Source organism: Rhizobacter sp. P5_C2 (assembly GCF_054049715.1).
Genome location: NZ_JBFULV010000045.1, coordinates 1 through 25570, shown reverse-complemented (window position 1 = coordinate 25570; position 25570 = coordinate 1). Strand labels below are relative to the sequence as shown.

Below are 25570 nucleotides of genomic sequence, written 5' to 3'. Positions count from 1 at the left end.
GCGCAACCGCGCCCTCGCGGGCGGCTCCCGGCCGCCCGTTTCCTGACGTCGAGCCGATCAGCCGTGGATCGCGGCCGACACGATCATCCCGATCGCGATGCACATCGCGCCGACCACGATGGCCAGCGCGACGTTCTTCTTCTCGACGATCTCGGCCCACAGGTCGTAGGGCGTGATCTTGTCGACGATGACGAAGCTGATCCAGAAGACCAGCACGCCGATCAGCGCAAACAGGATGGAGCCGACGAAGATGCCGGGCTTCATCCATTCGATTCCCATCATGAGAGCCTCCTGGGTGTGGTTGCGTGGGTGCGGGTTTTCATTTGTGGCCGCCGCCGCTCGAGAAGCCGCCGAACGAGCCGCCGCCGGTGCGAAAGCCGCTGCTGCTTCGGTTGCTGTTCAGGCAGCTGACGTACTCCTGCGAATTCTCGCCGTAGGTCGTGCGCAGGCCGTCGCAATTCGACGAACTGCTGCCACTGCTGCAGCGGAACAGCATCAGCAGCACGGCGATCACGAACATCGCGAGAAAGATCTTGGCCAGCAGCCCGCCTGAACCGGACGACGGCAGCGCATCGCGCTGCAGCGCCGCACGCTGGCCCGCATCGAGCCGGAAGGCCTTCAGGATGGCGTCGGCGCTCATCGCGTCGCCGGCCGACCAGACGATCTCGTCGCCGGTCTGCTCGCGGTTCAGCCGCTTGCTGCCGGATTGGTAATCGGTGTTGAGCGTGCGCTGTTCGCGCGTGAGCTGCCAGTAGAACTCGCCGAGCACGTAGGTGACCTGCCCGGTGTAGGTGTAGAGCTTGCGGTAGGTCGCGCCCTGGTACGTGGCACTGGTGTTGTCACCCCCCCCACGCAGCTGCGGCACGCCGGTGATCGGCGCCGTCCAGCTCCAGCCGTCTTCCGCATCGACGAGGAACGCGAAGCCCTCGCTGCGGTGGTACAGCAGGTACTCGCGCCAGAAGGTCTGCTCGTCGTCCGGGCCGTCCGGCAGCTCGCAGCGTTCGACATAGCCGACCACCTGCCACGGCAGCGGCGCCTTGCCGCCGAGCGCCAGCGTGCCGACGCTGCCGAGCGGGATCTGTGGCTCGCTGCCGTTGTCCTGCACGTAATGCGCGAGGTCGCCGCCGACGCCCTGCGACACGTCGACCACCGAATGGCACTGGTGGCAGACGATGGATTGCGTCGTCGCCAGCTTCACCTCGAGCGAGGTGCCGCAGTTCGGGCATTCGATGCTGCGCGCCTTCAGCGTCTTCTCGGCCTGCTCGGCCAGGCCGGTCATCGCGAGTTCGCTGATCGCGACCGAGCGGCCGACCGACCACTTCGGCGCGGCCGGGTTGCCGTAGTCGAGCGTGCCGACCTCGTCGCGCGTGCTGCGCAGGTCGCTGACGATGAAGCCGCGTTCGGTGTTGGGTTTGACCGGCAGCTCGCCCTGCGCCGCGATCAGCTTCGCGGCCGAGACCGAGGCCACCGACCACGGCTGCCCGTTGACGATCTGCTGCTGGCCGGGCCGCAGGCTGGTCGGGTCCGGCGCCGCGGCCTGCAACGGCTGGTCGAAGGCCAGCACGTAGCGGCCGTTGTCCTCCGACAGCCAGCCGCTGCGGCCGTTGTCGAACAGCGCGTGCCACTCGTTCCAGGTGCCCTCGGCATAGCGGTACTGCAGCCGGCCCACCAGCGTGAAGGCGGCGCCCTGCATGCGCCCGCTCGCACCGAGCTGCAGCGGCGAATGGTCGTCGAACAGCTCGGCGCTCTGGCCGATCTTGCGCAGCGCATCGCCGTCGCGCACGATGGTGCTGCGGCAGAAGCTGCAGACCGCGAAGGCCGACGCGGCCGAGCGGAACTCGACCTCGGCCCCGCAGTTCGGGCAGGCCGCGCGGTAGACGCGCTGGGGGCTGGGTTCGGTTGCCAAGAACTGGTTTCTAGACCAGCTTCTTCAGCAGCTCGGCCTTCTTGGCGTCGAACTCGTCCTGCGTCAGGATGCCCTTGGCCTTCAGGTCGCCGAGCTTCTCGAGCGTGGCCATCACCTCGTCGGGGCGGATCGCCGCCGCGGCGGCTGCCGCGGCCGGCGCCGCCGGCGGCTGCTGCAGGCCCTGGCCCAGCTGCTGCGCCAGCACCTGGCCGAGCGCAACGCCCGCACCCAGGCCCATCGCGTCGCCGGCGATGCCGCCACCACCACCGCTGCCTTCGGCGAACTTCGGCAGCGCCTGCGCCGTCTGGTACTGCATGAACTTGCCCATGTCGTTGCCGACCATGCCCATGCCGATCTTCTGGTCGAGGATCTTCTGCAGCTCCTCGGGCAGCGAGATGTTCTGCAGCGTCACGCTCTCGAGCAGCAGGCCGAGCTTGTTGAACGCCGGCTGCGTCGCCTCCTGCAGCGCCTTCGCGAACTCGACCTGGTTGGCCGCGAGGTCGAGGAAGGCGATGCCGCTGGACGCGACTGCGTCGGAGATGTGCTGCAGCATCAGCGCGCGCAACTGGCCGTCGAGTTCGGCGGTGGTGTAGCTGGCGCGCGTGCCCGAGACCTCGGTGTGGAACAGCTTCGGGTCGGCGATGCGGTAGCTGTAGTTGCCGAAGCCGCGCAGGCGCACCGCGCCGAAGTCCTTGTCGCGGATCGTCACCGGCTGGGTCGTGCCCCAGCGCTGGTCGATCTGCTGGCGGGTGCTGAAGAAGTAGACGTCGCTCTTGAACGGGCTCTGGAACAGCTTGTCCCAGTTCTTCAGGTAAGTGAGCACCGGCAGCGTCTGCGTCGTCAGCTTGTAGGTGCCGGGGCCGAACACGTCGGCGACCTTGCCTTCGTTGACGAACACCGCCATCTGCGATTCGCGCACGGTCAGCGAACCGCCGTACTGGATCTCGTTGTCGGCCATCGGGTAGCGCCAGGCCAGCACGCCGTCGCCGGACTCGGTCCACTCGAGGATGTCGATGAACTGTTTCTTGATGAAATCCATCAGGCCCATGGCGTGAAGCTCCTGGAAGACGACCGGCTCCGGGATCGGAGTGCGGCGAATAATACGCCGCGGCATCGGCCCCTCGTCTCCCCCTTTTTGGTGAACCGCGTGGCGCGGCCCCCGGTGGATCGGCTAGCGCAGCAGCGGCGCGGACGCCGCGGCGCTCCACTGCATCGAGCGGCCGATGTACTCGACCTTGGCCTGCTGCTGCAAGGCCGCGAGCCCGCGCTCGACCGCCTTGCGGCGCCGCTCGCCGCGGATCAGCGCCGCGATCTGCTTGACGGCCGCCGAGCGCGACACCGCGGCCGGCTGCGTCTGCAGCACCGTCAGCACGCGCACGCCGCCGTCTTGCGGCAGCACCAGCGACTGGCCGACGCGCAGCGGCACCAGGCCGTCGAGCAGCGCCTGCGGCGTCTCTTCGGGCTGCAGCGCGAACTGGCGCGCATTCAGCGGCACGCCTTCGACGCGCAGCGCCTCCATCGTCTTGTCGGGCGTGGTCGCGGCCTGCAGCCGGGCCTTCAGCGCATCGATGCGCGCGGCCGGCAGCGGCAGCACCGCCTCCTGCAGCCACATCAGCCGGCGCTGCGCGAACCACGCGGGATGGGCTTCGTAGAACTGGTCGATCTCGTCGCTGGATGGCTCGACCGCGGTGCCGGCGAGGCGCTCTCCATAGACGCGGGCCAGCACCTCGCGCTGCGCGGCCTCGATCATCTGCACGGTGCGCGGGTCGCGGTCCAGGCCGGCCTTGCGCGCGGCCTGCGCCGCGAGCGATTCCTGCACCAGCCCGGCCACCGCCTGGCGGCCCGCGGCCTGCGACTGCGCGTCGCTGTCGCCGATCGCGCCACGCGGCAGCACCAATTCCAGCTGGTGCTCGCTGACCGGCTCGCCGTTGATCCTGAAGGCGGCCTGTTCGGTGGAGGCGCCGGCCTGCGGGCTGCAGGCACCGAGCATCGTGCCTGCGGCAACGATGGCAGCGGTCAGGAGCAACAGGCGCGCGGGAACTGCGAAGGCGGGCATTGGTGGGGTACGGCTAAGGGACATCAACCGGCACCGTACCCCCTCGGGCCCCCGGCTGACATGCCCTGAGTCGGGGGTAGGACAGTGGCGGGCCGGCGATCGGTGCGAAATGTCACGCCAAGCGCTCTGAAAGGGGTCGGGCGCGGCAGCGCGACAATGCCGTTTTTTCGCCACACGAGGTGCCCGATGAACGCTCCCCGCCCCACCTCATCCGCATCCGGCAAGCCGTTGACGCTGGCCGTGGTCGGCGCCGGGCCGGTCGGGCTGGCGCTGGCGCTGCTGGCCGCGCAGTCGCTGCCGCAGGCCCAGGTCAGCGTGTTCGATGCCCGCCCGCTCGACAAGGACGTGTCCGGCGACCCGCGCACGCTGGCGCTGTCGCTCGGCAGCGTGCAGTTGCTGCAGCGGCTCGACGCTTGGCAGGCCGAGGCGGCGCAACCGATCGTCGAGGTGCATGTCTCGCAGCAGCCGCCGTCGCTCGGTGCGGCGCTGGCCGCGTGGATCGGCGAGCCGACGGTGCGCATCAGCGCGCTCGAAGAGGCGGTGCCGATGCTGGGGGCGGTGCAGAGCTATGGCGGCATCGTCGCGCCGCTGCAGCGGGCCTGGCTGGCGGCCTGCGAGCGCGAGCCGCAACGCTTGCTGAGTCGCTTCGGGCAGCCGGTGCAGGGGCTGAAACCGGTGGACGATGGCGTCGAGATCGATGCCGGCATCGCCGAGCGCTTCGACCTCGCAGTGGTGGCCGAGGGCGGCGTGTTCAGCCAGTTGCCGCGGGAGCGCCTGGGCCGCGTGCGCGAGCCGCTGCACCACGACTACCACCAGACGGCCTGGGTCGGCACCGTGACGCTCGCGAACGCCCGGCCGGGCGTCGCCTACGAGCGCTTCACGCGCCACGGGCCGGCGGCGCTGCTGCCGCTGAAGAACGGCCAGGCCTCGCTGGTGTGGTGCGTGCCGGGGAATGACGACCCGGTCGAGCCGCTGACCGATGCGCAGCGGCTCGCGGTGCTGAACACCATGTTCGATGCCGAGGTCGGCGCGATCACCGCGCTGTCGCCGCTGAAGCGCTTCGCGCTCGGGTTGAGCGCCGAGCGCACGCTGACCGACGGCCGCACGGTGCGCATCGGCAACGCCGCGCAGACGCTGCACCCGGTGGCGGGGCAGGGGTTGAACCTCGGGCTGCGCGATGCGTTCGAGCTGGTGCAGGCCCTGTCGCGCAACCGGGATGTGGCGCAGGTGCTGCGGCGGCTGGAGTGGCAGCGCGGGCCGGACCGCTGGGCGATGATCGCCGCCACCGATTTCCTGGCGCGCAGCTTCACGTGGAAGCTGCCGGGGGCGGGGGCCGCGCGGGGGCTGGGGATGGCGGCGTTGCAGGCGTTGAAGCCGGTGAAGTCGGCACTGGCGCGGCAGATGATGTTCGGGTCGCGCTGAGCGATCACGGCTCCAGCTTCAGGAACAGATCCCGATCCGGCGCGAAGTTCGCATAGAGCGGCAGCAGCGCCCCGCCCATCGCCCGCGCATCCGAGCCGATCGTGCCCGGCAACACCTCCGGCCGCGCGACGCCTTCCCAGCTGTAGCCGTCCAGCGCCACCGTCAGTTCGCGCAGCAGCGCGGCGAGCAGCCCGCGGCCGAACGAGCCGTCGATGATCACGCCCTCCAGGTCGAGCAGGCAGGCCGCCGTGTGCACCGCCAGCGCGATGCCGGGGCAGGCGTCGCGCAGCCAGGCCTCGGTGATCGGCAGCCAGGGCCCGCTCAGCGCCCGCTCGTCGAGCCAGGCCTGTTCGGCCAGCCCGGCCTCGCGCCAGCGTGCCTCCAGGTCGAACAGCGAGGCCAGGCTCAGCAGCTGCCGCGGCAGTCCGCTGCCGTCGTTCGCGCCCAGCGCGAGCGAACCGACCGCGCCGGCGTTGCCGCTGACGCCGCCGCGCAGGTGGCTGTCCAGCACCAGCCCGCCGCCGATGAAGGTGTCGACGAAGATGTAGAGGTAGCTGCGCATGCTGCGCCCGCGGCCCGCCACCAGCTCGGCCACGCAGGCCGCCGCGGTGTCCTTCACGAACACCACCGGCAGCTCGGTGAGCGCGGCCACGCGGGCGCGGATGTCGATCAGCGCCCAGGCCCGCGCCGCCTCGGCCGACACCCCGAGCAGCGATTCCCAGCCACCGAGCGACAGCGGCGCCGCGACGCCCACGCCGTGCAGCACGCGCGCCCGCTCGGGGCCGAGCCGCCCGCGCAGCTCGGCCAGGCCGTCGGCGATCTCGTCGAACAAGCTGCGCGGATCGGGGAAGGCATAAGCCCGCACCAGCCGCTCGCGCACCTGGCCGGTGAAGTCGACCAGCAGCATGTCCATGCCGCGCCGGCCGATCTTGATGCCGATCGAGAACGCGCCGTCCGGGTTCAGCGCCATCGGCACCGATGGCTGGCCGACCTTGCCGCGCACCGGCGCCTGCTTGACGACCAGCCCGTCGCCCTCGAGCCGGCCGATGATCAGCTGCACCGTCTGCGGCGTCAGGTGGGTCAGGCGCGCGATCTCGGCCTTCGGCAGCGCGCCGTGCAGCCGGATCGCCTGCAGCACCACGCGCTCGTTGAACTGGCGCATGCCCACGTGGTTGGAGCCGCGCGGCCGCAGCCGGCTCGCCTGGAGTTCGGTCATTCGGTCAGGGCCGAAGGGCGTCGGCGATGACGCCCTTCTTGAAGAGGATGTTGGCGAACGGTTGCATCTCGCCAGTCTGCACGATCGCGTAGGCGCCGCGCACGCGCTGGTAGAACGCGAAGCGCTCGACGGCCTCGCACTGGGCGCCCAGCGGGTCGAGGATCTCGCGCTGCAGCGCCGAACGGTAGCCCTCGGCCGTGCCGCTCACCTGCATGTAGGCGACCGGCCGCGGCACCGCGTCGTCGAGCGGGAACACCGACAGCACCGCCGCACAGGCCCGCGCCATGCCGATGCCGGGCAGGCGCAGCACCGGCTGGCCGCCGGCCAGCGATTCGGCGGTGAAGTTGGCATCGGCCAGCACCACCTCGTCGCCGTGGCCCATCTCGCACAGCAGCTTCAGCAGTGCCGGCGTCAGCACGGGATCGATGTTCTTCAGCATGGTGTCTCGGTACCGGGATTCAGGCCAGGCAGTCGGCCGGCAGTTCGTCGACCCGCTTCGCACCGGTCATCACCGCCACCGTGTCGCTCATGCTGATCTTCTTCGGGTTGACCACCGCCGCGCGCTTGCCGAGCCGCGCGATGTGGATGCGGTCGGCGATCTCGAACACATGCGGCATGTTGTGGCTGATCAGGATCACCGGCAGGCCCTTGTCGCGCACGCGGCGGATCAGCTCGAGCACCATGTTGCCTTCCTTGACGCCGAGCGCCGCGGTCGGCTCGTCCATGATGACCACGTGCCGCGCGAACGCCGCCGCGCGGCCCACCGCGACGCACTGGCGCTGCCCGCCCGACAGCGTCTCGACCGCCTGCGTCATCGAGCGGATGCCGACCTTCAGCTCGTTCATCCGCGTGACGCTTTCTTCCAGCATCTTCTTCTTGTCGAGCATGCGCAGCACGCTGCCGAGGAAGCCCGGACGGCGCAGCTCGCGGCCGAGGAACAGGTTCTCGGCGATGCTCATCGCCGGCGCCACCGCGAGGTCCTGGTAGACGGTCTCGATGCCGGCGCGGCGCGCGTCGATCGGGCTCTTGAAGTGGATGACCTTGCCGTCGAGCTTGATCTCGCCTTCGTCGGGAATCGTCGCGCCCGACAAGGCCTTGATCAGCGACGATTTGCCGGCGCCGTTGTCGCCGATCACCGCGAGGATCTCGCCGGCGCGCAACTCGAAATCGGCACCGTCGAGCGCGACGACCTGGCCGTAGCGTTTCACGAGGCCGCGGGCCTCCATCACGATAGGGGTCACCATCAGCGCGCTCCCTTGCGAGAAAGTTGGTCGGTGGCCACCGCCAGGATCACCAGCACGCCGGTCACCAGCACCTGGTAGATCGACGACACGCCCATCAGCGTCAGCCCGTTGCGGAACACGCCGACGATCAGCGCGCCGACCAGCGAGCCGAGGATCACGCCGCGCCCGCCGAACAGGCTGGTGCCGCCGAGCACCACCGCGGTGATCGCGTCCAGGTTCTCGGTCTGCCCGGCGTTCGGGTCGCCGACGCCGGTGCGCGCCACCGACAGCAGCGACGCGATGCCGTAGAACACCCCCGCCAGCACGTACACCGACAGCAGCACGCGCTGCGTCGGGATGCCGGTCAGCCGGGTCGCCTCGGGGCTGTTGCCCACCGCATAGACGTGGCGGCCGGAGGCCGTCTCGCGCAGCGCGAACCAGGCCAGGCCGTACAGCGCGAGCATCAGCACCACGCCGTACGCGACGTTGGTGGTGCCGCCGAGCGCGAAGGTGTTGCCGAGCGCCGTCATCGCGTCGGGCACGTCGGTCACCGTCTGCGAGTTCGAGTACAGCTGCGTGATCGCGAACGCGATGTTCAGCGTGCCCAGCGTGACGATGAACGGCGGCAGCTTGATGCGCGTGACCAGCAGCCCGTTGACCAGCCCGAACAGCGTCGTGACGCCGATGCCGCACAGCACGGCCAGCAGCGGCGGCACGCCGAGTTCGGTGGCGAACTTCGTCATCACGATGCCGCCCAATGCCATCACCATGCCGCAGGACAGGTCGATGCCGGCGGTCAGGATGATCAGCGTCTGGCCGATCGCGATCACGCCCACCACCATCACCTGCTGCAGCACCAGCGACAGGTTGCCGCCGGTCAGGAAGCGCTCGTTCTGCGTCGCGAAGAAACCGCAGGCGAGCAGCAGCGCGATGAAGGGGCCGAGCGTCGCGAGCGGGGGCAAGCGCCCCTTCATTACTTCTTGCCCCAGCAGAGGTCGGTGCCGGTCTTCACGTCCTTGCTGTCGACGCCGGCCACCGGCTTGGCGGCGATCAGCGTGACGCCGGTGTCGGTGTAGCCGCTCGGCTTCTTGCCGGTCTTCGCATACGCGATGCCGGCCTCGACGCCCATCGCCGCCATCTTCAGCGGGTACTGCTGCGAGGTCGCCGCGATGACGCCGGCGCCGACGTCCTTGATGCCCTGGCAGCCGCCGTCCACCGAGACGATCACGACGCCCTTGTCCTTGCCGGCGGTCTTCAGCGCCTTGTACGCACCGGCGGCGGCCGGCTCGTTGATCGTGTAGACCAGGGTCACCTCGGGGCTCTTCTGCAGGCAGTTCTCCATCGCGGTCTGCGCCTTGGCCTGGTCGCCGAAGCTGTCGGCCATGCAGACCACCTCGGCGGCCTTGCCGAGTTCGTTGCTCTTCGCATCGGGCGCGGCCAGCCCGAAGCCCTTCAGGAAGCCGTTGTGGCGCTGCGCACCGACCGGGTGGCCGGGGAACAGGTCGAGCGTGACGATCTTCACCGGCTTGCCCGCCATCGCCACCTTCGCGTACTGGCCGATCAGCACGCCGGCCTGGTAGTTGTCGGTCGCGAACAGCGCGTCGGTGCCGTCGGTCGGGTCGGTCGGGCTGTCGAGCGCGATCACCAGCACGCCCTTGTCGCGCGCCTTCTTGATGGCCGGCACGATCGCCTTCGAGTCGCTCGGCGTGATCAGGATGGTCTTGGCGCCGGCGGCGATCATGTTCTCCATCGCGGTCACCTGGCCGGCGTTGTCGCCGTCGGCCTTGCCGGCGCCGGTCAGCAGCTTCGCGCCCTTGGACTTGGCGGCCTCGTTCGCGCCTTCCTTCATCTTCACGAAGAAGGGATTGGTCTCGGTCTTGGTGATCAGGCCGATGATCGGCTGGTCGGCGGCCTGCGCCGCGGTGCCGGCCGCCAGCAGGGCAGCAGCGGCGGTGATCGACGAGAGGATCAGCTGGGTCTTCAGGCGCATGTCTTGTCTCCGGTGTTGTGGGTGAGGCGGCGTATCGGGAACGCGCAGCAAAGTATGGGCAGTGGCGTTTAATAAATCAAGTTGATTGATTAATGGAAAACCCTGTAGCCTCCGCGGCCCGCCGGCGGGCAAGCTGGCGGCCCTTTTGCAGTTCTTCTCTTGCCAACTTTCCCTCTGGAGCGATCGATGTTCGTGGTGTGCGGTGAAGCCTTGATGGATGTGTTCTCGACCGGCTCGACGCCGACCGGCGTCAGCATGGATGCGCGCATCGGCGGCTCGCCGTTCAACGTCGCGGTCGGGTTGGCGCGGCTCGACCAGCCGGTGGCGTTCTTCGGCGGCGTGTCGAGCGGCTTCCTCGGCGAGCGGCTGGTGGCGGCGATGCAGGCGGAGCGCGTCGACACGCGGGCGCTGCACGTCAGCAGCGCGCCGACGACGCTGGGCCTGGTTGGGCTCGATGCGGCCGGCGTGCCGTCGTATGCGTTCTACGGGCACGGCGCGGCCGACCGCGAGGTGCCGCTCGAGGCGCTGCAGCGCGTGCCGGGCGATGCGACCGTGATCCACGTCGGCTCGTTCAACACCGTCGTCGAGCCGGTGGCCGGCACGCTGCGCGCGCTGGTCGAGCGCGAGCACGGGCGCTGCCTGATCTCGTACGACCCGAACATCCGCCTGAATGTCGAGCCCGATGTCGCGCGCTGGCGCGAGCAGCTGCAGTGGATGCTGCCGCGCACGCACCTGCTGAAGGTGAGCGACGAGGACCTGGCGCTGCTGTACCCGGGCGTCGCGCACGAGGCGCTGGCGCGGGAGTGGCTGGCCGCCGGCGTCACGCTGGTGGTGGTGACGCGCGGCGCGAAGGGGGCGATCGGCTGGACGGTGTTGGCGCAGGCCGAAGCGCAGCCGGTGGTGGTGACGGTGATCGACACGGTGGGCGCGGGCGATACCTTCCAGGCGGCGCTGCTGACCTGGCTGGCCGAGCGCGATGCGCTGTCGGGCGCGGCGATCGTTTCGTTGAGCGACCTGCACCTGGCGGATGCACTGAACTTCGCGGCGCGTGCCGCGGCCATCACCTGCTCGCGCCGCGGCGCGGATCTGCCGCGGCGCAGCGAACTGGCCTGATCAGGCCGCGATCCACCTCGGCTGCCGGTGCGTCAGCGCCGGCAGCTGCATCCTGACCTGTGCGATGCGCGCCGGGTCGAGCGTCGCCATCACGACCCCTTCGCCCTCCTCGCGCATCGCGAGCACCTCGCCCCACGGGTCGACGATCAGGCTGTGCCCGAAGGTGCGCCGGCCGTTCTCGTGCAGCCCGCCCTGTGCCGGCGCGATCACGTAGCACTGGTTCTCGACCGCCCGCGCCCGCAGCAGCAGCTCCCAGTGCGCATGCCCGGTGGTGTGCGTGAAGGCCGCCGGCACCGCCAGCAGGTCGCAGGGCGGCGACATCATCGCGCGGTACAGCTCCGGAAAGCGCAGGTCGTAGCAGATGCTCAAACCCACGCGCAGCCCCTCGGCCTCGAAGGTCACCGGCTCGCTGCCGGCCTGCAGCACGCGGCCTTCGTCGAAGTTCTCGCGGCCGTTGTCGTAGCGGAACAGGTGCATCTTGTCGTAGCGCGCCGCCAGCGTGCCGTCGGGTGCGAACACGCAGCTTGCGTTGAGCGCGCGGTCGGGGTTGCCGGTTCGCAGCGGCAAGGTGCCACCGATGATCCACAGCCCGTGGCTGCGCGCCGCCTCCGACAGCATCGCCTGGATCGGCCCGTCGCCCGGCGTCTCGGCCACCGCGAGCTTGTCGCGGTCGCTCAGGCCCATCAGGCAGAAATACTCCGGCAGCCCGACCAGCTTCGCACCGGCCTCGGCGGCCTGCGCGATCAGCCGGCGGGCGTGGTCCAGGTTCTCGTCGACGCGGGGCGTCGAGACCGTTTGGAGTGCGGCGATCAGCATCGGGATTTCCCTGCAGAGTGTGGCCTTCCTCACACGGTGGCGGCCGGAGCGCCCGAGCTTACGTCGGACTCCAGGCCTTCGCCCGTCACAGGAATTGCGGCTGGGGCAGAATCCGACCGCCTTCCTCGACACGGGCAGCAACGTCTCATGGCTCTCGAGTCTTCCACCCTCGGCGCGCCGGCCTCCGACGCCACGGCCGCGCCAACGATGCCCGGCCCGGCTCTCGCCGAGCACAGCCGCTTCGTGCAGCGGATTCGCCGCCGCTTTGGCGCCGAGTTGTCGCTGCTGGCCCCGGGCCTGCCGACCCGCGAACCGATCGAGGCGCTGATCGACGCGCTGCTGGCCACCGACCGCACGCTGCCGAGCGCATTGCGCGTGGCCCGCCACCTGGTGCTCGAACGCCTGGCCGTGCTCGACGTGGAGCAGGGCGCGGCGATGGAGGACATCACGCGCTCGATGACCGAGCTGGCCGAAACCACGCTCGACCGCGCGATTGCGCAGGCGCAGCGCGAGCTGGACCAGCGCTACGGCGCGCCGCTGAACGCCGACGGCCAGCGCATCGACTTCTGGGTCGTCGGCATGGGCAAGCTCGGTGCGCGCGAGCTGAATGTCTCGTCCGACATCGACCTGGTCTACGTCTACGAAGAAGACGGCGAGACCACCGGCCCGCAGCAGGTCACCGCGCACGAATACTTCTCGCAGCTCGCGCGCAGCCTCTACGCACTGATCGGCGACACCACCGACGACGGCTTCGTGTTCCGCGTCGACCTCGCGCTGCGGCCGAACGGCAACTCCGGCCCGCCGGTCGTCAGCCTCGCGATGCTGGAGGAGTACTTCCTCGTGCAGGGCCGCGAGTGGGAGCGCTTCGCCTGGCTGAAGAGCCGTGTCGTCGCGCCGCGCGAGAGCGTGCGCAACGGCCGCGCGCTCGCGCTGCGCTCCACCGTGACCAGCTTCGTCTACCGGCGCTACCTCGACTACGGCGTGTTCGAAGGGCTGCGCCAGCTGCACCGCAAGGTGCGCGACGAGGCCCAGCGCCGCGCCGCCGGCCGGCCCGAACGCGCGAACGACGTGAAGCTGTCGCGCGGCGGCATCCGCGAGATCGAGTTCATCGTGCAGCTGCTGCTGGTGGTGCGCGGCGGGCAGTTCCCCGAGATCCGCACCCGCTCCACCTTGAAGGCGCTGAGCAAGCTGACCGCCGGCGGGCTGATGAAGCCGGCCAGCGCCGAGCGGCTGGCCGAGGCCTACACCTTCCTGCGCCGCATCGAGCACCGCATCCAGTTCCTCGACGACCAGCAGACGCACCTGCTGCCGACCGCCGACGACGACCTGAACTGGATCGCGCGCAGCATGGGCCTGCATTGCGGCAAGGTCTCGTGCGAGCTGCTCGAGCTGCTGGGCGCGGCGCGCGAGATGGTCGCGCTCGAATTCGACGCACTGCTGCACGAAGGCCAGGCGCCCGCCGCCTGCCCGCCCGGCAAGAAGCCCGGCAGCTGCAAGACCTGCGGGCCGCCGCCGTCGCCGGTCGACAGCGAGGAGTTCATCGAGAAGCTGCCGCCCGAGATCGCGTCGCGCGTGCGCAGCTGGTGCGGCCAGCCGAAGATCCGCGCGCTGCGCGACGACAGCAAGGTGCGGCTGGCGCGGCTGATCACGCGCACCGTCGAGGCGGTCGGCGACCGGCGTTGCACGATGGATGCCGCCGCGCGCTTCGTCGACTGGGTCGAGCCGCTGCTGCGCCGCGAGAGCTACCTCGCGCTGCTGGTCGAGCGGCCCGAGGTGCACAACCGCCTGCTGCGCCTGCTCGGCCTGGCGCGCTGGCCGATGCGCTACCTGATGCAGCACCCCGGCGTGATCGACGAACTCGCCGACGAACGCCTGCTGCACAGCCGCTTCGACGCCGCCGAATTCATCGCCGACCTGGAAGCGCGCCACGAGGCTTGGGAGCGCTCCGGCCAGGCCGACGAAGAATCGCTGCTCGACACGCTGCGCCGCGCCCACCATGCCGAGGTGTTCCGCACGCTGGTGCGCGACGTCGAGGGCCACATCACGGTCGAGCAGGTGGCCGACGACCTGTCGGCGCTGGCCGATGCCACGCTGCAGTGCGCGCTGAACTGGGCCTGGGGCCACCTGAAGCTGCGCCACCGGCCGGCGCCGCGCTTCGCGGTGATCGCCTACGGCAAGCTCGGCGGCAAGGAGCTCGGCTACGGCAGCGACCTCGACGTGGTGTTCCTGTACGACGACAGCGACGAGGCCGATACCGACCGCGCCGCCGAGGTCTACGCCGCCTTCGTGCGCAAGCTGATCACCTGGCTCACGCTGCGCACCGCGGCCGGCGAACTGTTCGACATCGACACCGCGCTGCGGCCGAACGGCAGCTCGGGGCTGCTCGTCACCTCGCTCGCCTCGTTCGAGAACTACCAGCGCGGGCGCGGCAGCAACACCGCGTGGACCTGGGAGCACCAGGCGGTGACGCGGGCGCGCTTCTGCGCCGGCGATGCCGAGCTGGCGCCGCGCTTCGAGGCGGTGCGCCGCGCGGTGCTGTGCGCGCCGCGCGACCCGGCTGCGCTGCGCACCGAGGTGCAGGCGATGCGCGAGAAGGTGCGCAGCGCCCATCCGGTGCGCGGCGCGCTGTTCGACGTGAAGCACAGTGCCGGCGGCATGATGGACGCCGAGTTCGCGGTGCAGACACTGGTGCTGGCCCATGGCGCGGACCATCCGGAGTTGCTCGACAACGTCGGCAACATCGCGCTGCTGCAGCGCGCCGAGGGGTGCGGGCTGCTGCCGGCCGGCGTCGGCAGCGCCGCCGCCGATGCCTACCGCGAGCTGCGCCGCGCGCAACACCGGGCGCGGCTCGACGAGCAACCGACCCAGTTCGATCCGGCGCCGCTGGCCGCGTACCGCGATGCGGTGCTCGCGCTGTGGGCCGCCGTGTTTCCGGCGTCGGCCGGCGCTTGATCACCAACGCTCCGCGCGCGTTGCGACAGCCCGGTCGGGCGTGGGCGCTGCTGTCGGCGTCGATCTTCCTCGCGACGCTCGCCGCGCAGGCGGTGCCGAAGGCGGTGCTCGACTGGCAGCCCGGGCTGGCGGCCACCGAGCCGTGGCGCTGGTGGACCGCGCTGTTCGTTCACTTCAGCCTGTTGCACCTGGGCGCGAACCTGCTCGGCCTGGTGCTGGTCGCGATGCTGGGCCTGTCGGCGCGCGTGCCGTGGCCGGTGAGCGCGGCGTGGTTCGTGGCCTGGCCGCTGACGCATCTCGCGCTGCTGCTGCAGCCGGCGTTGCGCCATTACGGCGGGCTGTCGGGCGTGCTGCATGCGGCGGTCGCGATCGTCGCTGTGCACCTGCTGACGCAACGATCCGGGCGGTGGATCGGCGCCGCGGTGCTCGTGGGCCTCGTCGTCAAGGTGATCAGTGAATCGCCGTGGCTCGGGCCGGTGCAGCACACGGCCGGCTGGGACATCGGCGTCGCACCGATCGCGCATGCCTGCGGTCTGGTCGTCGGCATCGCCTGTGCGCTGGTCGCGATCGGCCTGACAGGTTTCCTCTCCAGAACAAGACGATGACTGAACGAAAGAGTGCGCTCGATTCGCTGGCCGTCACCTCGCTGATCGGCCTGTGCTTCCTGTGGGGCCTGAACCAGGTCGCCGCGAAGGCGGCGCTGCCCGAGGTGCCGCCGCTGCAGCAGGCGGCGCTGCGCTCGCTGGGCGGTGCGCTGCTGGTGTCCGTGTGGTCGCGCTGGCGCGGCATCCGGTTGTTCGAGCGCGACGGCACGCTGGGTGGCGGGCTGCTGGCCGGCGCGCTGTTCGCGGCCGAGTTCGTCTGCATCTTCCTCGGGTTGCAGTACACCAGTGCGTCGCGCATGGTGGTGTTCATCTACCTGTCGCCGTTCGTCGTCGCGCTCGGCATGCCGTTCATCGCGAAGTCGGAGCGGCTGTCGGGCGTGCAGGTGGGCGGGCTGGTCGCTGCATTCGCCGGGGTCGCCTGGGCCTTCGCCGAGGGCTTCTCGCAGCCCGCCGTCGGCGTGCACCAGTGGATCGGCGATGCGCTCGGCGTGACGGCGGGCGTGCTGTGGGGCGCGACCACGCTGGCGATCCGCGGCACCAGGCTGTCGGGTGCGTCGGCCGAGAAGACGCTGCTGTACCAGCTCAGCGTGTCGGGCGTGCTGCTGGCGCTGGCGGCGCTCGCGAGCGGCCGGCCGTTGCCTCATTCGCTGTCGCCGCTGGCCTGGAGTTCGCTCGCATTCCAGGTGGTGGTCGTCACGTCGGCCAGCTACCTGATGTGGTTCTGGCTGGTGCGCCACTACCCCGCGACACGGCTCGCGGCCTTCACGCTGCTGACGCCGGTGTTCGGGCTGCTGCTCGGGCTGTGGCTGCTCGGCGAGCCGATCACGGCGCGGCTGGTGGTGGCGCTGGTGGGTGTGGCTGCGGGCATTGCACTGGTGAACCGACGCTGAATCCGCTGTCGAGGCCCCCCGGTACATTCGAACTTCGATGTTCGGCCAGCCATCGCCCTTTGGTACATTGCGCCGCATGGGAATCACCTTCGACGCCCCGCCTCTGGCTGAAGTCTCCTTGGGGTGCACGTTCTTGCCGAGGCCCGACTTTCTGGTGCCGCACTTCGGTGCGTTCTGGGAGCGGATCAAGAAGGATTTTCCAGATGTCGCGCACGCCGGCCAGATCGTGAACATCAACGACGGCCCGCTTCTCGGTGACGACGGGATCATGCTTCCACGTGTCTGGTACGTGTCCGCGGACAAGGCGAGGCTGGTGCAACTCCAGCAGAATCGCTTTCACTTCAATTGGCGCAAGACCAGCGACTCGGCCGCGTATGTTCGATTTCCCGCGATCCATGCGCAAGCGCTGGGTTTGTGGGACGTGTTTGGCGCCTATGTGCTGGAGGCCACCGGCAGCGCCATCCAGCCACTTTCCAACGAACTCACCTACACCAACATCGTGTCGAGTGCCGGGAAATCGCCTTTCGAACTTGCTGACGACACCCTGCGCGATGCCGCGTGGTGCCGGGGCCAGCGGTTCCTGGATGCGCCGACGGCCTTGGCGCACTCCTATACCTTCGAGGTTCCCGGGAATGTGGGTGACATGTCCGTCGTGATTGCAACGGGCCGCCGCGCCGATGATGGCAGTGGTGTGCTGAAGATCGATCTCACCGTGCGGGGGCGCAGCGGGGAAGAACAGCGCCTTGGGCCGTGGGCGCTGAAGGCACATGACCTCCTGATTCAGGCCTTCAAGGACCTCACGACCCCCGCGATGCATCAACACTGGAAGCTGCGCGATGTTCAATGACCTGCTCTCCTCCACGCCGGCCACCGCGGACAGGCAACTGCCCGACGGCCGTCTCGCGCCTCGCGCGAAAGCGCCGGGCTCCGCATCGATCGACGAGTGCGAGTGGCGGCAGGTGTTCGCACAAGGCGAGTACCAGCGCGCGTTCGTGGAACTGAGCGCGGCCTACTACGAGGACTACGGACGGCCGCTGGACGAAGACTCCTGGGCGGGGCTGATTCGCTTCCTCATTCGAACACCCATGCGGGTGCTGCCGACGATGGGTGCGGAGGCCAGTGGTCGAATCATTGCGACTTGGCAAATAGGAAATGAAGCGCTTTCGCTGGAGTTCCTGGATCGCTTCCAGTTGAAATTCGCGGTGACGGCCTCCGTGGATGGCGCTCTCGAACGTCGATGGGGGCGAGGCCATGCCGTCGCGTTGTTTGATGTCGAGCCGCTGACTGCACGATTCGCAGGGTGAGCACTCGTGCTGACCGGCGAGAATTTCGTTGCGCGCCTGTGCAAGGCCTCGACCCTCGACCCGTCCAGTCGCGCACCCTCCGTCGCATCTTTCGAGTTCCGGCTTGCCGCGAACGGGCAGTGGAACGACGCCTACCTGTCGGTCGATGGGTTGGAGATGCTGCCGGCTCACGGCAACAGCTTTGCCGAGAAGCTGGCCCACTTGCGCTGCTATCAGATCGCCAATCCGTTGAATGTCCAACTGATTCGGCCCACCCGGCAGATGGCCTATGCGGTGCTGTCGGTGGGAACGATTCGCGCTGCGCGATTGATGGACGTCGGGACGAAACTCGACTGCCGGAAAGAGCCGCGTGCGGAGGGCGACACGCATTGCGGCGTACATCCCCTGCCCGGGGTTGACCATTGGACAGGGAGTCTGGACGATCCCGCGCATCTCGCAGTGAAGCAGTACCTGTTCCTGAATTGCTGCCACTTCGAGAGGGCTGTCCCGCTGGATGCCACGACCTGATTGGTGGACCTCGATCCAACGATTTCAGGGCAACCCATGATTGCCGCAGCCGCGCCGGTCGTCGAACAAATCCACCTATGCGCGAATGCGCTTGACCAAGGCCGTCGTCGAATACCCATCGACGAACGGGATCGCCAGCGCCTGCCCGCCCCAGCTGCGCACGAGCCGCGTCTCGTCGAGCGTCTCCATGTCGTAGTCGCCGCCCTTCACGTACAGGTCGGCGCGCACCTCGCCGAGCAGCGCGACCGGCGTCTTCTCGTCGAACAGCGTCACCAGGCTCACGCTCTCCAGCGCGGCCAGCACGCAGGCACGGTCGGTCTCGGTGTTCAGCGGCCGGTCGGGTCCCTTGCCGAGCAGGCGCGCCGACGCGTCGCTGTTCAGCCCGATCACCAGGCTGCCGCCCAGCTCGCGCGCTTTCGCGAGGTAGCTGACGTGGCCGCGGTGCAGGATGTCGAACACCCCGTTGGTGAAGACCAGCGGCCGCGGCAGCAGCGCGAGTCGCGAAGCGAGCTGTTCGCGCGGGCAGAGTTTGTCGAGGAAGGAGGCCATCGGCCGGATTGTCGCCTCAGGCCGCCAGCGCATCGTCGATCGGCGGCAGTCCTGCCGCCGGGCGGCCTTGTGCCTGCATGTCGTGCAAGGCCTCGGCCAGCACCTGCGTGTCGCAGTAGATGCGCAAGGACACCACCTTGCCCCATTTCAGCCCCACCGCATGCACGCCCTGGTTGCCGCGCCGCGTGCCGTCCGGCATCGTGAAGCGGTCGCGCCACTCGACCAGCGCCGTCGTGTTCCACGGCATGCCGCGCACGGCCACCGAACGGATCTCGAACTGCAGGTCCGGAAACACCTGCTTCAGGCGCTCGTACCAGGGGCCGATGCTGGCCATCGCGTGGCGGCTGCCGGCCAGCGCATGCCGGCCGAAGAAGACGTGTTCGACCGGGCTGCCGAAGGCCCCCAGTACCGGGGCGTGGTCGCCTCGGTTGAGCGCATCGAAGGCGCGGCGCAGCTGGAATTCGACGACCCGGCGATAGATCATGGCGGCTCTCCTGCGGAAGGAACGAGGGCGTGCACCTGCGCTCGAAGATGGGCGCGCGCGGCATCCAGATGGCACGGGTCGCCGTGCAACTGCGACAGCATCACGCCACCTTCGATGCAGGCGATGAACACACTGGCGAAGGCCGGTGCATCGACGCCGGCGCGCAGTTCACCGCGGCGCAGGCCGTCGTCGACGATGCGTGCGACCAGGCCCTGCCAGGCCAGCATCGCCACCTGTGCGCGCTCGCGCAGAGCCGGGTCGGCGTGGTCGGCTTCGATGGCGGTGTTCATGATCGGACAGCCCCCCGGCAACGGCACGTCGTTGCCCGGATCGCCGTAGGCGTCGAGCATCGCCAGCAATCGATCGGGAGCTCGCGTCGCCGAGCCGACCGCCGCCAGCAGGCGGTCACGCACCTGTTCGACGGCGAAGTCGAAGGCCTCGTGCGCCAGGGCCTCGCGGCTTTCGAAGTGGCGGTACAGCCCGCCCTTCTGCAGGCCGGTCGCCTCGACCACCGCGCCCATCGAGGCGGCGAGGAAGCCGCGCTGGTTCATCAGCTCGGCCGTGCGCTGGATGACCTCGGCCCGCGTGCGTTCGCCCTTGCTGCCCATGCCTGCCTTTCACGTTCCTCACGAGCCCCCTCAAAAGAGACCGATCAGTTTCTTTTATTCTGACGGGCTTCGTCGCATCGCGCAAGGCATGAAACGACAACGGCCCGCTTGCGCGGGCCGTCGAGGTGGAGCCGGCGTCGATCAGGCCGGTTGTGCGCCCGGGGTGGCACCCTTGGCGGCGGCCGCGATCGCCGCCGCCATCTCCTTGCGGAAGCGGTTCAGCTCCTGCACGCTCGCGAAGCTGCGTTCCATCAGCAGGCTCATGTTGTGCAGGATGCGCTCGACGACCTTGTTCTCCCAGACCGCGTCGAACTGGATCTGGCGGTCCAGCCACTGCTCCAGCCACTCGGGGTTGGGCAGGCGGCTCTGGATGGTGTCGCGCGGGAACAGCTTGACGTTCACATGCAGGTTGGTCGGGTGCAGCGCCTGCGCGGTGCGGCGGGCGCTGGCCATCAGCACGCCGACCTTCGCGAAGGCAGCGCGCGCCTCGTCGCCGAACTTCTGCATCGCGCGCTTCATGTAGCGCAGGTAGGCGCCGCCGTGGCGGGCCTCGTCGCGCGCGAGCGTCTCGTAGATGGCCTTGATCACCGGCTCGCTGTGCCATTCGGCGGCGCGGCGGTACCAGTGGTTCAGGCGGATCTCGCCGCAGAAGTGCAGCATCAGCGTCTCGAGCGCCGGGGCGGGATCGAACTCGAAGCGCACCGCATGCAGTTCCTCTTCGCTCGGCACCAGGTCGGGCCGGAAGCGGCGCAGGTACTCCATCAGCACCAGCGAGTGCTTCTGCTCTTCGAAGAACCACACACTCATGAATGCCGAGAAATCGCTGTCATCGCGGTTGTCCCGCAAGAACATCTCGGTGGCCGGCAGCGCCGCCCACTCGGTGATCGCATTCATCTTGATGGTCTGGGCTTGCTCTTCGGTGAGCTGGCTGCCATCGAACTCATCCCAGGGGATGTCGGTGTCCATGTTCCATCGGACAGCCTCGAGTTGCTTGAACAGTTCGGGGTAAAGCATGGATAGGGCCTGTGGAAGTCCGGCGGCATTTTAGACGGCGCATCGTGACAGCCCGTCACACAAGAGTAGCGAAGAAGGTTATCTACCGTTCCCGCCAGCGCTTCAGCGCGCCCTGCAGGTCGCCGAGCGTGGCCAGCGCGGTGATGCCGGCCGGCGTGCGCCGGTGCAGCACCGGTGCGGCGCCGCCCACCCAGACCTCGACCGGCGCCGGAAGCTTCGCGCGCAGCTCGACCAGGCTGTCGGTGACCTGCTGCGGGTTGGTGGCGCCGCTGAAGGCCAGCACGACGATGTCGGCCTCGAAAGCCTGGGCCGCCAGCACGGTGTCCCACAGCGGCGTCTGCAGCCCGAGCGAGGTGCAGCGCGCGCCGGCCATGCCCAGCAGCACCTCGGCCAGCAGCAGGCCCAGCCCGTGCGGTTCGCCGGGGAAGGTGGTCAGCAGCACGTTCGGCCGCGCGTCGGCCGGCGGCTGCGGCAGCAGGTACAGCGCCTGGCGCATCACGCCGTGCAGCACCTCCGAGCAGGCGTGTTCCTCGAAGATTTCCAGCTGCCCGCGCATCCAGGCGTCGCCGACCAGCGTATTGAGGGGGACCACCACTTCCACGACGAAGCGGCTCAGGCCCAGGCTCAACTGGGCCTGCGTCAGCAGGCGTCGCAATGCCACCAGATCATGGGCACGAACGAGTTCGAGGTACTGGTTCAACGCCGGCGCGACCGGCTCGAGCGGAGCGGCCGCGGTGGCGGTGCCGCGCACCGGCTCGGGGCTGCTCTCGCTGAGCCGGCGCAGCTCGTCGATCGGCATGCCGACGACCCGGCCGGGCCGGTGCCCGCCGTCCATCAGCCGGCGCACGATGCGCAGCTTCTCGACCTGGTCGAGCGGATACGAGCGCTCGCCCTGCGCATCGCGCTGCGGCAGCGGGAATCCGTAGCGGCGCTCCCAGACCCGCAAGGTGTCCTTGCTGAGCCCGGTGTCGCGCTCGACGGCGGCGATGGACAGGGTAGGGGCTTTCATCGTGGCACGCTCGGGTCGACAAGCTTGCCAAGCGAATCAATATTGTCCAGGACAAAACTGGACAATGTCGGCAAAATTGAGCAGTTCGTTGGCATCGACACCCATCCTGACCTGGACAAACTGACCGCATGACACACTTTCGACCCCTCCTCGCGCTGGCCTCGGCCCTGCTCGCAGGCGCCTTGCTGGCCCCCGCCACGGCATCGGCCGCGCCGTCGTGCCCGGCCCTGTTGAACCGGCAAGCGCTGCGCCTGCAGGACGAGAAGCCGCAGAACCTGTGCCAGTACGCCGGCCAGGTCGTGGTGATCGTCAATACCGCGAGTTTCTGCGGCTTCACGCCCCAATACAAAGGCCTCGAGGCGCTGTACCAGCGCTACCGCGACCGGGGCCTGGTCGTGCTCGGGTTCCCGTCCAATGATTTCGGCTCGCAGGAGCCGGGCTCAAGCAAGGACATTGCGGACTTTTGCGAAAACACCTTCGGCGTGAAGTTCCCGATGTTCACGAAGACCCGCGTGGCCGAGTCTGCCGGCGCCCAGGTCGATCCGCTGTACGTGGAACTGCGCAGGCGCACCGGCGCCGCGCCGAAGTGGAATTTCCACAAGTACGTGGTCTCGCGCGACGGCAACGCGGTGCAGAGCTTCGCGAGCACGGTCGAGCCGGACGACGCGGCCTTCGTGCGCGAGATCGAACGCCAACTGGCCGCGAAGTGATGCGCCTTGCCCGCCGCCTCGATGTCGCCGCCTTCGGCCACGCCCGGTGGCGGGTCACACCGGGACATGTTTTTTTTCGGAAGACGACGGAACTCGACTGGACACTGGGCGTCTCACCCCACCTGAGACGTGCCGGGGCGTTTGCCGGTGGCACGTGTTTGGATCCTGTTCTTGCGTTGCACAGCCGGCCTGCCCAGCAGGCTGAAATCCCGGGGCGGTTCTCCTCCTCCCTCCTCCCTCCCTCCTTCGCCGCGGGGCGCTGTGCAGCGGTTTTTATTCCCGGCCCGGGCCTCTGCGCCCCGGTCGACCGAGCCTGAGCTGCGATGCGACGCGTTGCCGTCGTCGGCTCCGGCATCGCCGGCCTGTCGGTCGCCTGGCGGCTGGCCGATGAAGCCCAGGTCACGCTGTTCGAAGCCGGGCCGTACTTCGGCGGCCACACGCACACCGTCGATCTGACACTGCCGGCCCGCGATGGCACCGGCGACGTCACGCACGGCGTCGACACCGGCTTCCTCGTCTTCAACGAACGCACCTACCCGCGGCTGATCGCGCTGTTTGCCGAGCTGGGCGTCGCGACGACTGCGACCGAGATGTCGTTCTCGGTGCAGGCGCGGTCGACCGGCCTCGAATGGAGCGGCAGCGACCTGAACAGCGTGTTCGCGCAGCGTCGCAACCTGCTGCGCCCGAGCTTTCTCGGCATGCTGGCCGAGGTGCTGCGCTTCAACCGCGTGGCCACGCGCATCGCCGAGCGTGACGATGACGACAACGACGACGCGCAGATGCAGCAGTCGATCGGCGACTTCCTCGAGGCGCAGCGCTTCTCGCCGATGTTCCGCGACGGCTACTTCCTGCCGATGATCGGCAGCATCTGGTCGTGTCCGACCGAGCAGATGCTGCGCTTTCCGGTCGCGACGATGATCCGCTTCTGCCACAACCACGGGCTGCTGCAGGTGGCGAACCGTTCGCGCTGGTTCACCGTGGTCGGCGGGGCGCGCCGTTATGTCGAGAAGATGCTGCCGCGCATCGCCGACGCGCGGCTGAACACGCCGGTGCGCAGCGTGCGGCGCCTGCCGCCCGGCCAGGGCAGCGCCGGCGTGATGGTGCGCACCGACGCCGGCAGCGAGCGCTTCGACGAACTGGTGCTGGCCTGCCACAGCGATCAGTCGCTCGCGCTGCTCGACGACGCGACGCCGGCCGAGCGCGCGCTGCTCGGCGCGATCCGCTACCACCGCAACCGCGCGGTGCTCCACACCGACACGCGGCAGCTCCCGCAGCGGCGCCGCGCGTGGGCGGCCTGGAACTACGAGCGCGCGGCCGAGTTGCCGCGCGAGCAGGCCTCGGTCTGCCTGCACTACCTGATCGACCGGCTGCAGCCGCTGCCGTTCCGCGAGCCGGTGATCGTCTCGCTGAACCCGGTGCGCGAGCCGGCGCCCGACCGGGTGCACGGCGAGTTCGACTACGCGCATCCGGTGTTCGACGCGGCAGCCATCGCGGCGCAGCAACGCCTGCCGGCGCTGCAAGGCCAGGCCCACACCTGGTTCTGCGGCGCGTGGACGCGCTACGGATTTCATGAAGACGGGCTGATGTCGGGCCTCGCCGTCGTCGACGGCCTGCGCGAACGGTGGGCCACCGCGGAGCAGGGAGTCGCCGCGTGACGCCGGGCGCGCAGGCGCTGATCGGCCGGGGCCAAGTGCGGCACGCGCGCCTGCGACCGGCCATCAACCGCTTCGCCTACCCCACTTACTTTCTGATGCTGCCGCTGCGCAGCCTGCGCGCGCAGCCCTCCCCGGCGCTGCACCGCAACCGCTTCGGGCTCGTCAGCTTCAGCGATCGCGACCATGGCGACGGCCGGGACGACTGCCTGGCCTGGCTCGACGAGCTGTTGTTCACCGAGGGATTGCACGGCGAAACGCGCGGCGAGGTCTGGCTGCACTGCCTGCCGCGGCTGCTCGGCCACACCTTCAAGCCGGTCAGCTTCTGGTACTGCCACCGGGCCGACGGCGGGCTCGGCGCGATCGTCGTCGAGGTCAACAACACCTTCGGCGAGCGGCATTGCTACCTGCTGCATGGTCCGACGCTGGCCTGGGGCCGCGAGCTGACGGCCGACAAGGTCTTCCATGTGTCGCCGTTCTGCGAGCCACGCGGCCGCTACCGTTTTCGCTTCATGCTGAGCGGCGTGCATCCGCCGGCCGCGGATGCGCGTATGGACTCTCCCATGAGAACCATCGCCCGCATCGACCACGACGACAGCGAAGGCCCGCTGATCCGCACCAGCGTCTCGGGCACGCTCGCGCCGCTGTCGGTCCGCAGCGCGCGCGCCGCCTTCTTCGGCATGCCGCTGATGACGCTGGCCGTCGTTGCGCGCATCCACTGGCAGGCGCTGAAGCTGTTCTGCAAGCGCGTGCCTTGGAGACGGAAGCCGGCGCCGCCGGCGCAGTTTCTCACCCGCTGATCTCCCGCCGACCTGCCGCTCACCGACCGCCGATCGGGCAACGACACCATGTCTTATCGATTTCCCACCAGCTTCGCGTCCCGGCCCCTGCCCGACACCGTGCCGATGGCGGCCCGCCCGGTGCTGCACCTGCTCGAACACCTGCGCCACGGCACGCTCGACATCCAGCTGCCGAGCGGCGAACAGCTGCACTTCGGCAGCGGCGGCGAGCTTCGCGCAGCGCTGCGGCTGCGCAACTGGAATGCCGCCACCGCGGCGCTGAAATCCGGCGACATCGGCTTCGCCGAGACCTTCATCGCCGGCGACTGGAGCACGCCCGACCTGGCAGCGCTGCTGAAGCTCTTCATCGCGAACCGCGACGAGATGGAGGCGCTGGTCTACGGCCGCTGGTGGGGCGCGCTGCTGCACCGGGCGCGCCATCTGTTCAACCGCAACTCGCGGCGCGGCAGCAAGAAGAACATCCATGCGCACTACGACCTCGGCAACGCGTTCTACCGCCTGTGGCTGGACCCGACGATGAACTATTCCAGCGCGTGGTTCGACGGCAACCGCGCGCAGGACATGCCGACGGCGCAAGTGGCCAAGATGCGGCGCGCGCTGGGCGAATGCGGCGTGCGGCCGGGCGACCGCGTGCTCGAGGTGGGTTGCGGCTGGGGCGCGCTGGCCGAATGCGCGGCCCGCGAGTTCGGCGCGCAGGTGACCGGCGTGACGCTGTCGACCGAGCAGCTCGAGTGGGGGCAGCGC

27 protein-coding genes are annotated in these 25570 nt (G+C 69.4%); 12 read left to right on the top strand and 15 right to left on the bottom strand.

The features are described from left to right. Nucleotides 1-57: 57 nt before the first annotated feature. The 4 genes from ACXJLU_RS17795 to ACXJLU_RS17780 all read right to left on the bottom strand — a co-directional run bounded on the left by ACXJLU_RS17795 (nucleotide 58) and on the right by ACXJLU_RS17780 (nucleotide 3962). Nucleotides 58-279 carry a DUF350 domain-containing protein gene (locus ACXJLU_RS17795; RefSeq protein ID WP_056804825.1) on the bottom strand — a complete coding sequence of 74 codons (222 nt, stop codon included), beginning with the start codon at nucleotides 277-279 and terminating at the stop codon, nucleotides 58-60. A 40-nt stretch (nucleotides 280-319) separates the two neighbouring features. Continuing rightward, nucleotides 320-1906: a DUF4178 domain-containing protein gene (locus ACXJLU_RS17790; protein WP_457333181.1), complete on the bottom strand. Its 1587-nt coding sequence runs from the start codon at nucleotides 1904-1906 to the stop codon at nucleotides 320-322. Between the two features lie 10 nt (nucleotides 1907-1916). Beyond that, nucleotides 1917-2954, bottom strand: a complete 1038-nt coding sequence (locus tag ACXJLU_RS17785; RefSeq protein ID WP_073462429.1) for an SPFH domain-containing protein — start codon at nucleotides 2952-2954, stop codon at nucleotides 1917-1919. Between the two features lie 123 nt (nucleotides 2955-3077). Then, on the bottom strand, nucleotides 3078-3962 hold the full coding sequence (locus ACXJLU_RS17780; protein ID WP_457333179.1) for an EpsD family peptidyl-prolyl cis-trans isomerase: 885 nt from the start codon (nucleotides 3960-3962) through the stop codon (nucleotides 3078-3080). 186 nt (nucleotides 3963-4148) lie between these two features. On the opposite strand from ACXJLU_RS17780, the gene ACXJLU_RS17775 reads away from it, so the two are divergent. Beyond that, nucleotides 4149-5384 (top strand): FAD-dependent monooxygenase, encoded by a 1236-nt coding sequence (locus ACXJLU_RS17775; protein ID WP_457333177.1) that lies wholly within the window; start codon nucleotides 4149-4151, stop codon nucleotides 5382-5384. Between the two features lie 4 nt (nucleotides 5385-5388). Here ACXJLU_RS17775 and ACXJLU_RS17770 read toward each other — a convergent pair whose 3' ends face one another. Genes ACXJLU_RS17770 through ACXJLU_RS17750 form a run of 5 tightly spaced genes read right to left on the bottom strand, consistent with a single transcriptional unit; the run spans nucleotide 5389 to nucleotide 9813 of the window. Beyond that, the gene (locus tag ACXJLU_RS17770; RefSeq protein WP_457333175.1) at nucleotides 5389-6600 is read right to left on the bottom strand and encodes an ROK family transcriptional regulator; all 1212 of its coding nucleotides are present in this window, start codon (nucleotides 6598-6600) and stop codon (nucleotides 5389-5391) included. A gap of 4 nt (nucleotides 6601-6604) precedes the next feature. Further along, entirely contained in the window at nucleotides 6605-7039 is a 435-nt protein-coding gene (locus ACXJLU_RS17765) for an RbsD/FucU family protein (protein WP_457333173.1), read from the bottom strand. 19 nt (nucleotides 7040-7058) lie between these two features. Further along, nucleotides 7059-7844 (bottom strand): ATP-binding cassette domain-containing protein, encoded by a 786-nt coding sequence (locus tag ACXJLU_RS17760; protein WP_457333171.1) that lies wholly within the window; start codon nucleotides 7842-7844, stop codon nucleotides 7059-7061. Further along, nucleotides 7844-8797 carry an ABC transporter permease gene (locus ACXJLU_RS17755; protein WP_073462423.1) on the bottom strand — a complete coding sequence of 318 codons (954 nt, stop codon included), beginning with the start codon at nucleotides 8795-8797 and terminating at the stop codon, nucleotides 7844-7846. Before ACXJLU_RS17755 ends, ACXJLU_RS17760 begins: the two co-directional genes overlap by 1 nt. After that, nucleotides 8797-9813, bottom strand: a complete 1017-nt coding sequence (locus ACXJLU_RS17750) for a sugar ABC transporter substrate-binding protein (RefSeq protein WP_457333169.1) — start codon at nucleotides 9811-9813, stop codon at nucleotides 8797-8799. Before ACXJLU_RS17750 ends, ACXJLU_RS17755 begins: the two co-directional genes overlap by 1 nt. 186 nt (nucleotides 9814-9999) lie before the next feature. Between ACXJLU_RS17750 and ACXJLU_RS17745 the strand changes: the two genes are divergently transcribed. Continuing rightward, the gene (locus ACXJLU_RS17745; RefSeq protein ID WP_457333167.1) at nucleotides 10000-10926 is read left to right on the top strand and encodes a carbohydrate kinase family protein; all 927 of its coding nucleotides are present in this window, start codon (nucleotides 10000-10002) and stop codon (nucleotides 10924-10926) included. Here the strand turns inward: ACXJLU_RS17745 and ACXJLU_RS17740 are convergent, their stop codons facing one another. Then, nucleotides 10927-11742 (bottom strand): carbon-nitrogen hydrolase family protein, encoded by an 816-nt coding sequence (locus ACXJLU_RS17740; protein WP_457333165.1) that lies wholly within the window; start codon nucleotides 11740-11742, stop codon nucleotides 10927-10929. Between the two features lie 147 nt (nucleotides 11743-11889). On the opposite strand from ACXJLU_RS17740, the gene glnE reads away from it, so the two are divergent. From glnE to ACXJLU_RS17710, 6 genes are all read left to right on the top strand, one after another. Beyond that, nucleotides 11890-14694, top strand: a complete 2805-nt coding sequence (gene glnE, locus ACXJLU_RS17735; protein ID WP_457333163.1) for a bifunctional [glutamate--ammonia ligase]-adenylyl-L-tyrosine phosphorylase/[glutamate--ammonia-ligase] adenylyltransferase — start codon at nucleotides 11890-11892, stop codon at nucleotides 14692-14694. 20 nt (nucleotides 14695-14714) lie between these two features. Then, nucleotides 14715-15299, top strand: coding sequence for a rhombosortase (rrtA, locus tag ACXJLU_RS17730; protein ID WP_457333162.1), 585 nt, complete (start codon nucleotides 14715-14717; stop codon nucleotides 15297-15299). Further along, nucleotides 15296-16189: a DMT family transporter gene (locus ACXJLU_RS17725; protein WP_457333160.1), complete on the top strand. Its 894-nt coding sequence runs from the start codon at nucleotides 15296-15298 to the stop codon at nucleotides 16187-16189. Before rrtA ends, ACXJLU_RS17725 begins: the two co-directional genes overlap by 4 nt. Nucleotides 16190-16265: 76 nt before the next feature. Beyond that, the gene (locus ACXJLU_RS17720) at nucleotides 16266-17036 is read left to right on the top strand and encodes a TIGR04255 family protein (protein ID WP_457333158.1); all 771 of its coding nucleotides are present in this window, start codon (nucleotides 16266-16268) and stop codon (nucleotides 17034-17036) included. Continuing rightward, nucleotides 17026-17493: a hypothetical protein gene (locus ACXJLU_RS17715; protein ID WP_457333156.1), complete on the top strand. Its 468-nt coding sequence runs from the start codon at nucleotides 17026-17028 to the stop codon at nucleotides 17491-17493. The genes ACXJLU_RS17720 and ACXJLU_RS17715 overlap by 11 nt, the downstream gene beginning before the upstream one ends. Before the next feature lie 6 nt (nucleotides 17494-17499). After that, nucleotides 17500-18000, top strand: coding sequence for a hypothetical protein (locus ACXJLU_RS17710; RefSeq protein ID WP_457333154.1), 501 nt, complete (start codon nucleotides 17500-17502; stop codon nucleotides 17998-18000). A 75-nt stretch (nucleotides 18001-18075) separates the two neighbouring features. Here the strand turns inward: ACXJLU_RS17710 and ACXJLU_RS17705 are convergent, their stop codons facing one another. From ACXJLU_RS17705 to ACXJLU_RS17685, 5 genes are all read right to left on the bottom strand, one after another. Further along, on the bottom strand, nucleotides 18076-18549 hold the full coding sequence (locus tag ACXJLU_RS17705; RefSeq protein WP_457333152.1) for an adenylyltransferase/cytidyltransferase family protein: 474 nt from the start codon (nucleotides 18547-18549) through the stop codon (nucleotides 18076-18078). Between the two features lie 16 nt (nucleotides 18550-18565). Then, entirely contained in the window at nucleotides 18566-19033 is a 468-nt protein-coding gene (locus tag ACXJLU_RS17700; RefSeq protein WP_457333150.1) for a nuclear transport factor 2 family protein, read from the bottom strand. Further along, nucleotides 19030-19641, bottom strand: a complete 612-nt coding sequence (locus ACXJLU_RS17695; RefSeq protein WP_457333148.1) for a TetR/AcrR family transcriptional regulator — start codon at nucleotides 19639-19641, stop codon at nucleotides 19030-19032. The genes ACXJLU_RS17700 and ACXJLU_RS17695 overlap by 4 nt, the downstream gene beginning before the upstream one ends. Nucleotides 19642-19782: 141 nt before the next feature. After that, nucleotides 19783-20655, bottom strand: a complete 873-nt coding sequence (locus ACXJLU_RS17690) for a ferritin family protein (RefSeq protein ID WP_457333146.1) — start codon at nucleotides 20653-20655, stop codon at nucleotides 19783-19785. 82 nt (nucleotides 20656-20737) lie between these two features. Continuing rightward, a complete protein-coding gene (locus tag ACXJLU_RS17685; RefSeq protein WP_457333144.1) occupies nucleotides 20738-21664 on the bottom strand; it encodes a MerR family transcriptional regulator in 927 nt (308 codons plus the stop codon). A 128-nt stretch (nucleotides 21665-21792) separates the two neighbouring features. On the opposite strand from ACXJLU_RS17685, the gene ACXJLU_RS17680 reads away from it, so the two are divergent. From ACXJLU_RS17680 to ACXJLU_RS17665, 4 genes are all read left to right on the top strand, one after another. Continuing rightward, nucleotides 21793-22374: a glutathione peroxidase gene (locus ACXJLU_RS17680; protein ID WP_457333142.1), complete on the top strand. Its 582-nt coding sequence runs from the start codon at nucleotides 21793-21795 to the stop codon at nucleotides 22372-22374. A gap of 323 nt (nucleotides 22375-22697) precedes the next feature. Then, nucleotides 22698-24029, top strand: a complete 1332-nt coding sequence (locus tag ACXJLU_RS17675; protein WP_457333140.1) for an NAD(P)/FAD-dependent oxidoreductase — start codon at nucleotides 22698-22700, stop codon at nucleotides 24027-24029. Further along, nucleotides 24026-24826, top strand: a complete 801-nt coding sequence (locus ACXJLU_RS17670; protein WP_457333138.1) for a DUF1365 domain-containing protein — start codon at nucleotides 24026-24028, stop codon at nucleotides 24824-24826. The genes ACXJLU_RS17675 and ACXJLU_RS17670 overlap by 4 nt, the downstream gene beginning before the upstream one ends. A 48-nt stretch (nucleotides 24827-24874) precedes the next feature. After that, the coding region (locus ACXJLU_RS17665; protein ID WP_457333136.1) for an SAM-dependent methyltransferase at nucleotides 24875-25570 on the top strand (696 nt) is incomplete at its 3' end.

Bases quoted from the DNA above. Each gene is read 5' to 3' on its own strand.
- ACXJLU_RS17795 (WP_056804825.1), bottom strand. From the start codon at position 279: ATGGGAATCGAATGGATGAAGCCCGGCATCTTCGTCGGCTCCATCCTG.
- ACXJLU_RS17785 (WP_073462429.1), bottom strand. From the start codon at position 2,954: ATGGGCCTGATGGATTTCATCAAGAAACAGTTCATCGACATCCTCGAG.
- ACXJLU_RS17780 (WP_457333179.1), bottom strand. From the start codon at position 3,962: ATGCCCGCCTTCGCAGTTCCCGCGCGCCTGTTGCTCCTGACCGCTGCC.
- ACXJLU_RS17775 (WP_457333177.1), top strand. From the start codon at position 4,149: ATGAACGCTCCCCGCCCCACCTCATCCGCATCCGGCAAGCCGTTGACG.
- ACXJLU_RS17770 (WP_457333175.1), bottom strand. From the start codon at position 6,600: ATGACCGAACTCCAGGCGAGCCGGCTGCGGCCGCGCGGCTCCAACCAC.
- ACXJLU_RS17765 (WP_457333173.1), bottom strand. From the start codon at position 7,039: ATGCTGAAGAACATCGATCCCGTGCTGACGCCGGCACTGCTGAAGCTG.
- ACXJLU_RS17760 (WP_457333171.1), bottom strand. From the start codon at position 7,844: ATGGTGACCCCTATCGTGATGGAGGCCCGCGGCCTCGTGAAACGCTAC.
- ACXJLU_RS17755 (WP_073462423.1), bottom strand. From the start codon at position 8,797: ATGAAGGGGCGCTTGCCCCCGCTCGCGACGCTCGGCCCCTTCATCGCG.
- ACXJLU_RS17750 (WP_457333169.1), bottom strand. From the start codon at position 9,813: ATGCGCCTGAAGACCCAGCTGATCCTCTCGTCGATCACCGCCGCTGCT.
- ACXJLU_RS17745 (WP_457333167.1), top strand. From the start codon at position 10,000: ATGTTCGTGGTGTGCGGTGAAGCCTTGATGGATGTGTTCTCGACCGGC.
- ACXJLU_RS17740 (WP_457333165.1), bottom strand. From the start codon at position 11,742: ATGCTGATCGCCGCACTCCAAACGGTCTCGACGCCCCGCGTCGACGAG.
- glnE (WP_457333163.1), top strand. From the start codon at position 11,890: ATGGCTCTCGAGTCTTCCACCCTCGGCGCGCCGGCCTCCGACGCCACG.
- ACXJLU_RS17725 (WP_457333160.1), top strand. From the start codon at position 15,296: ATGACTGAACGAAAGAGTGCGCTCGATTCGCTGGCCGTCACCTCGCTG.
- ACXJLU_RS17720 (WP_457333158.1), top strand. From the start codon at position 16,266: ATGGGAATCACCTTCGACGCCCCGCCTCTGGCTGAAGTCTCCTTGGGG.
- ACXJLU_RS17715 (WP_457333156.1), top strand. From the start codon at position 17,026: ATGTTCAATGACCTGCTCTCCTCCACGCCGGCCACCGCGGACAGGCAA.
- ACXJLU_RS17705 (WP_457333152.1), bottom strand. From the start codon at position 18,549: ATGGCCTCCTTCCTCGACAAACTCTGCCCGCGCGAACAGCTCGCTTCG.
- ACXJLU_RS17700 (WP_457333150.1), bottom strand. From the start codon at position 19,033: ATGATCTATCGCCGGGTCGTCGAATTCCAGCTGCGCCGCGCCTTCGAT.
- ACXJLU_RS17695 (WP_457333148.1), bottom strand. From the start codon at position 19,641: ATGGGCAGCAAGGGCGAACGCACGCGGGCCGAGGTCATCCAGCGCACG.
- ACXJLU_RS17690 (WP_457333146.1), bottom strand. From the start codon at position 20,655: ATGCTTTACCCCGAACTGTTCAAGCAACTCGAGGCTGTCCGATGGAAC.
- ACXJLU_RS17685 (WP_457333144.1), bottom strand. From the start codon at position 21,664: ATGAAAGCCCCTACCCTGTCCATCGCCGCCGTCGAGCGCGACACCGGG.
- ACXJLU_RS17680 (WP_457333142.1), top strand. From the start codon at position 21,793: ATGACACACTTTCGACCCCTCCTCGCGCTGGCCTCGGCCCTGCTCGCA.
- ACXJLU_RS17675 (WP_457333140.1), top strand. From the start codon at position 22,698: ATGCGACGCGTTGCCGTCGTCGGCTCCGGCATCGCCGGCCTGTCGGTC.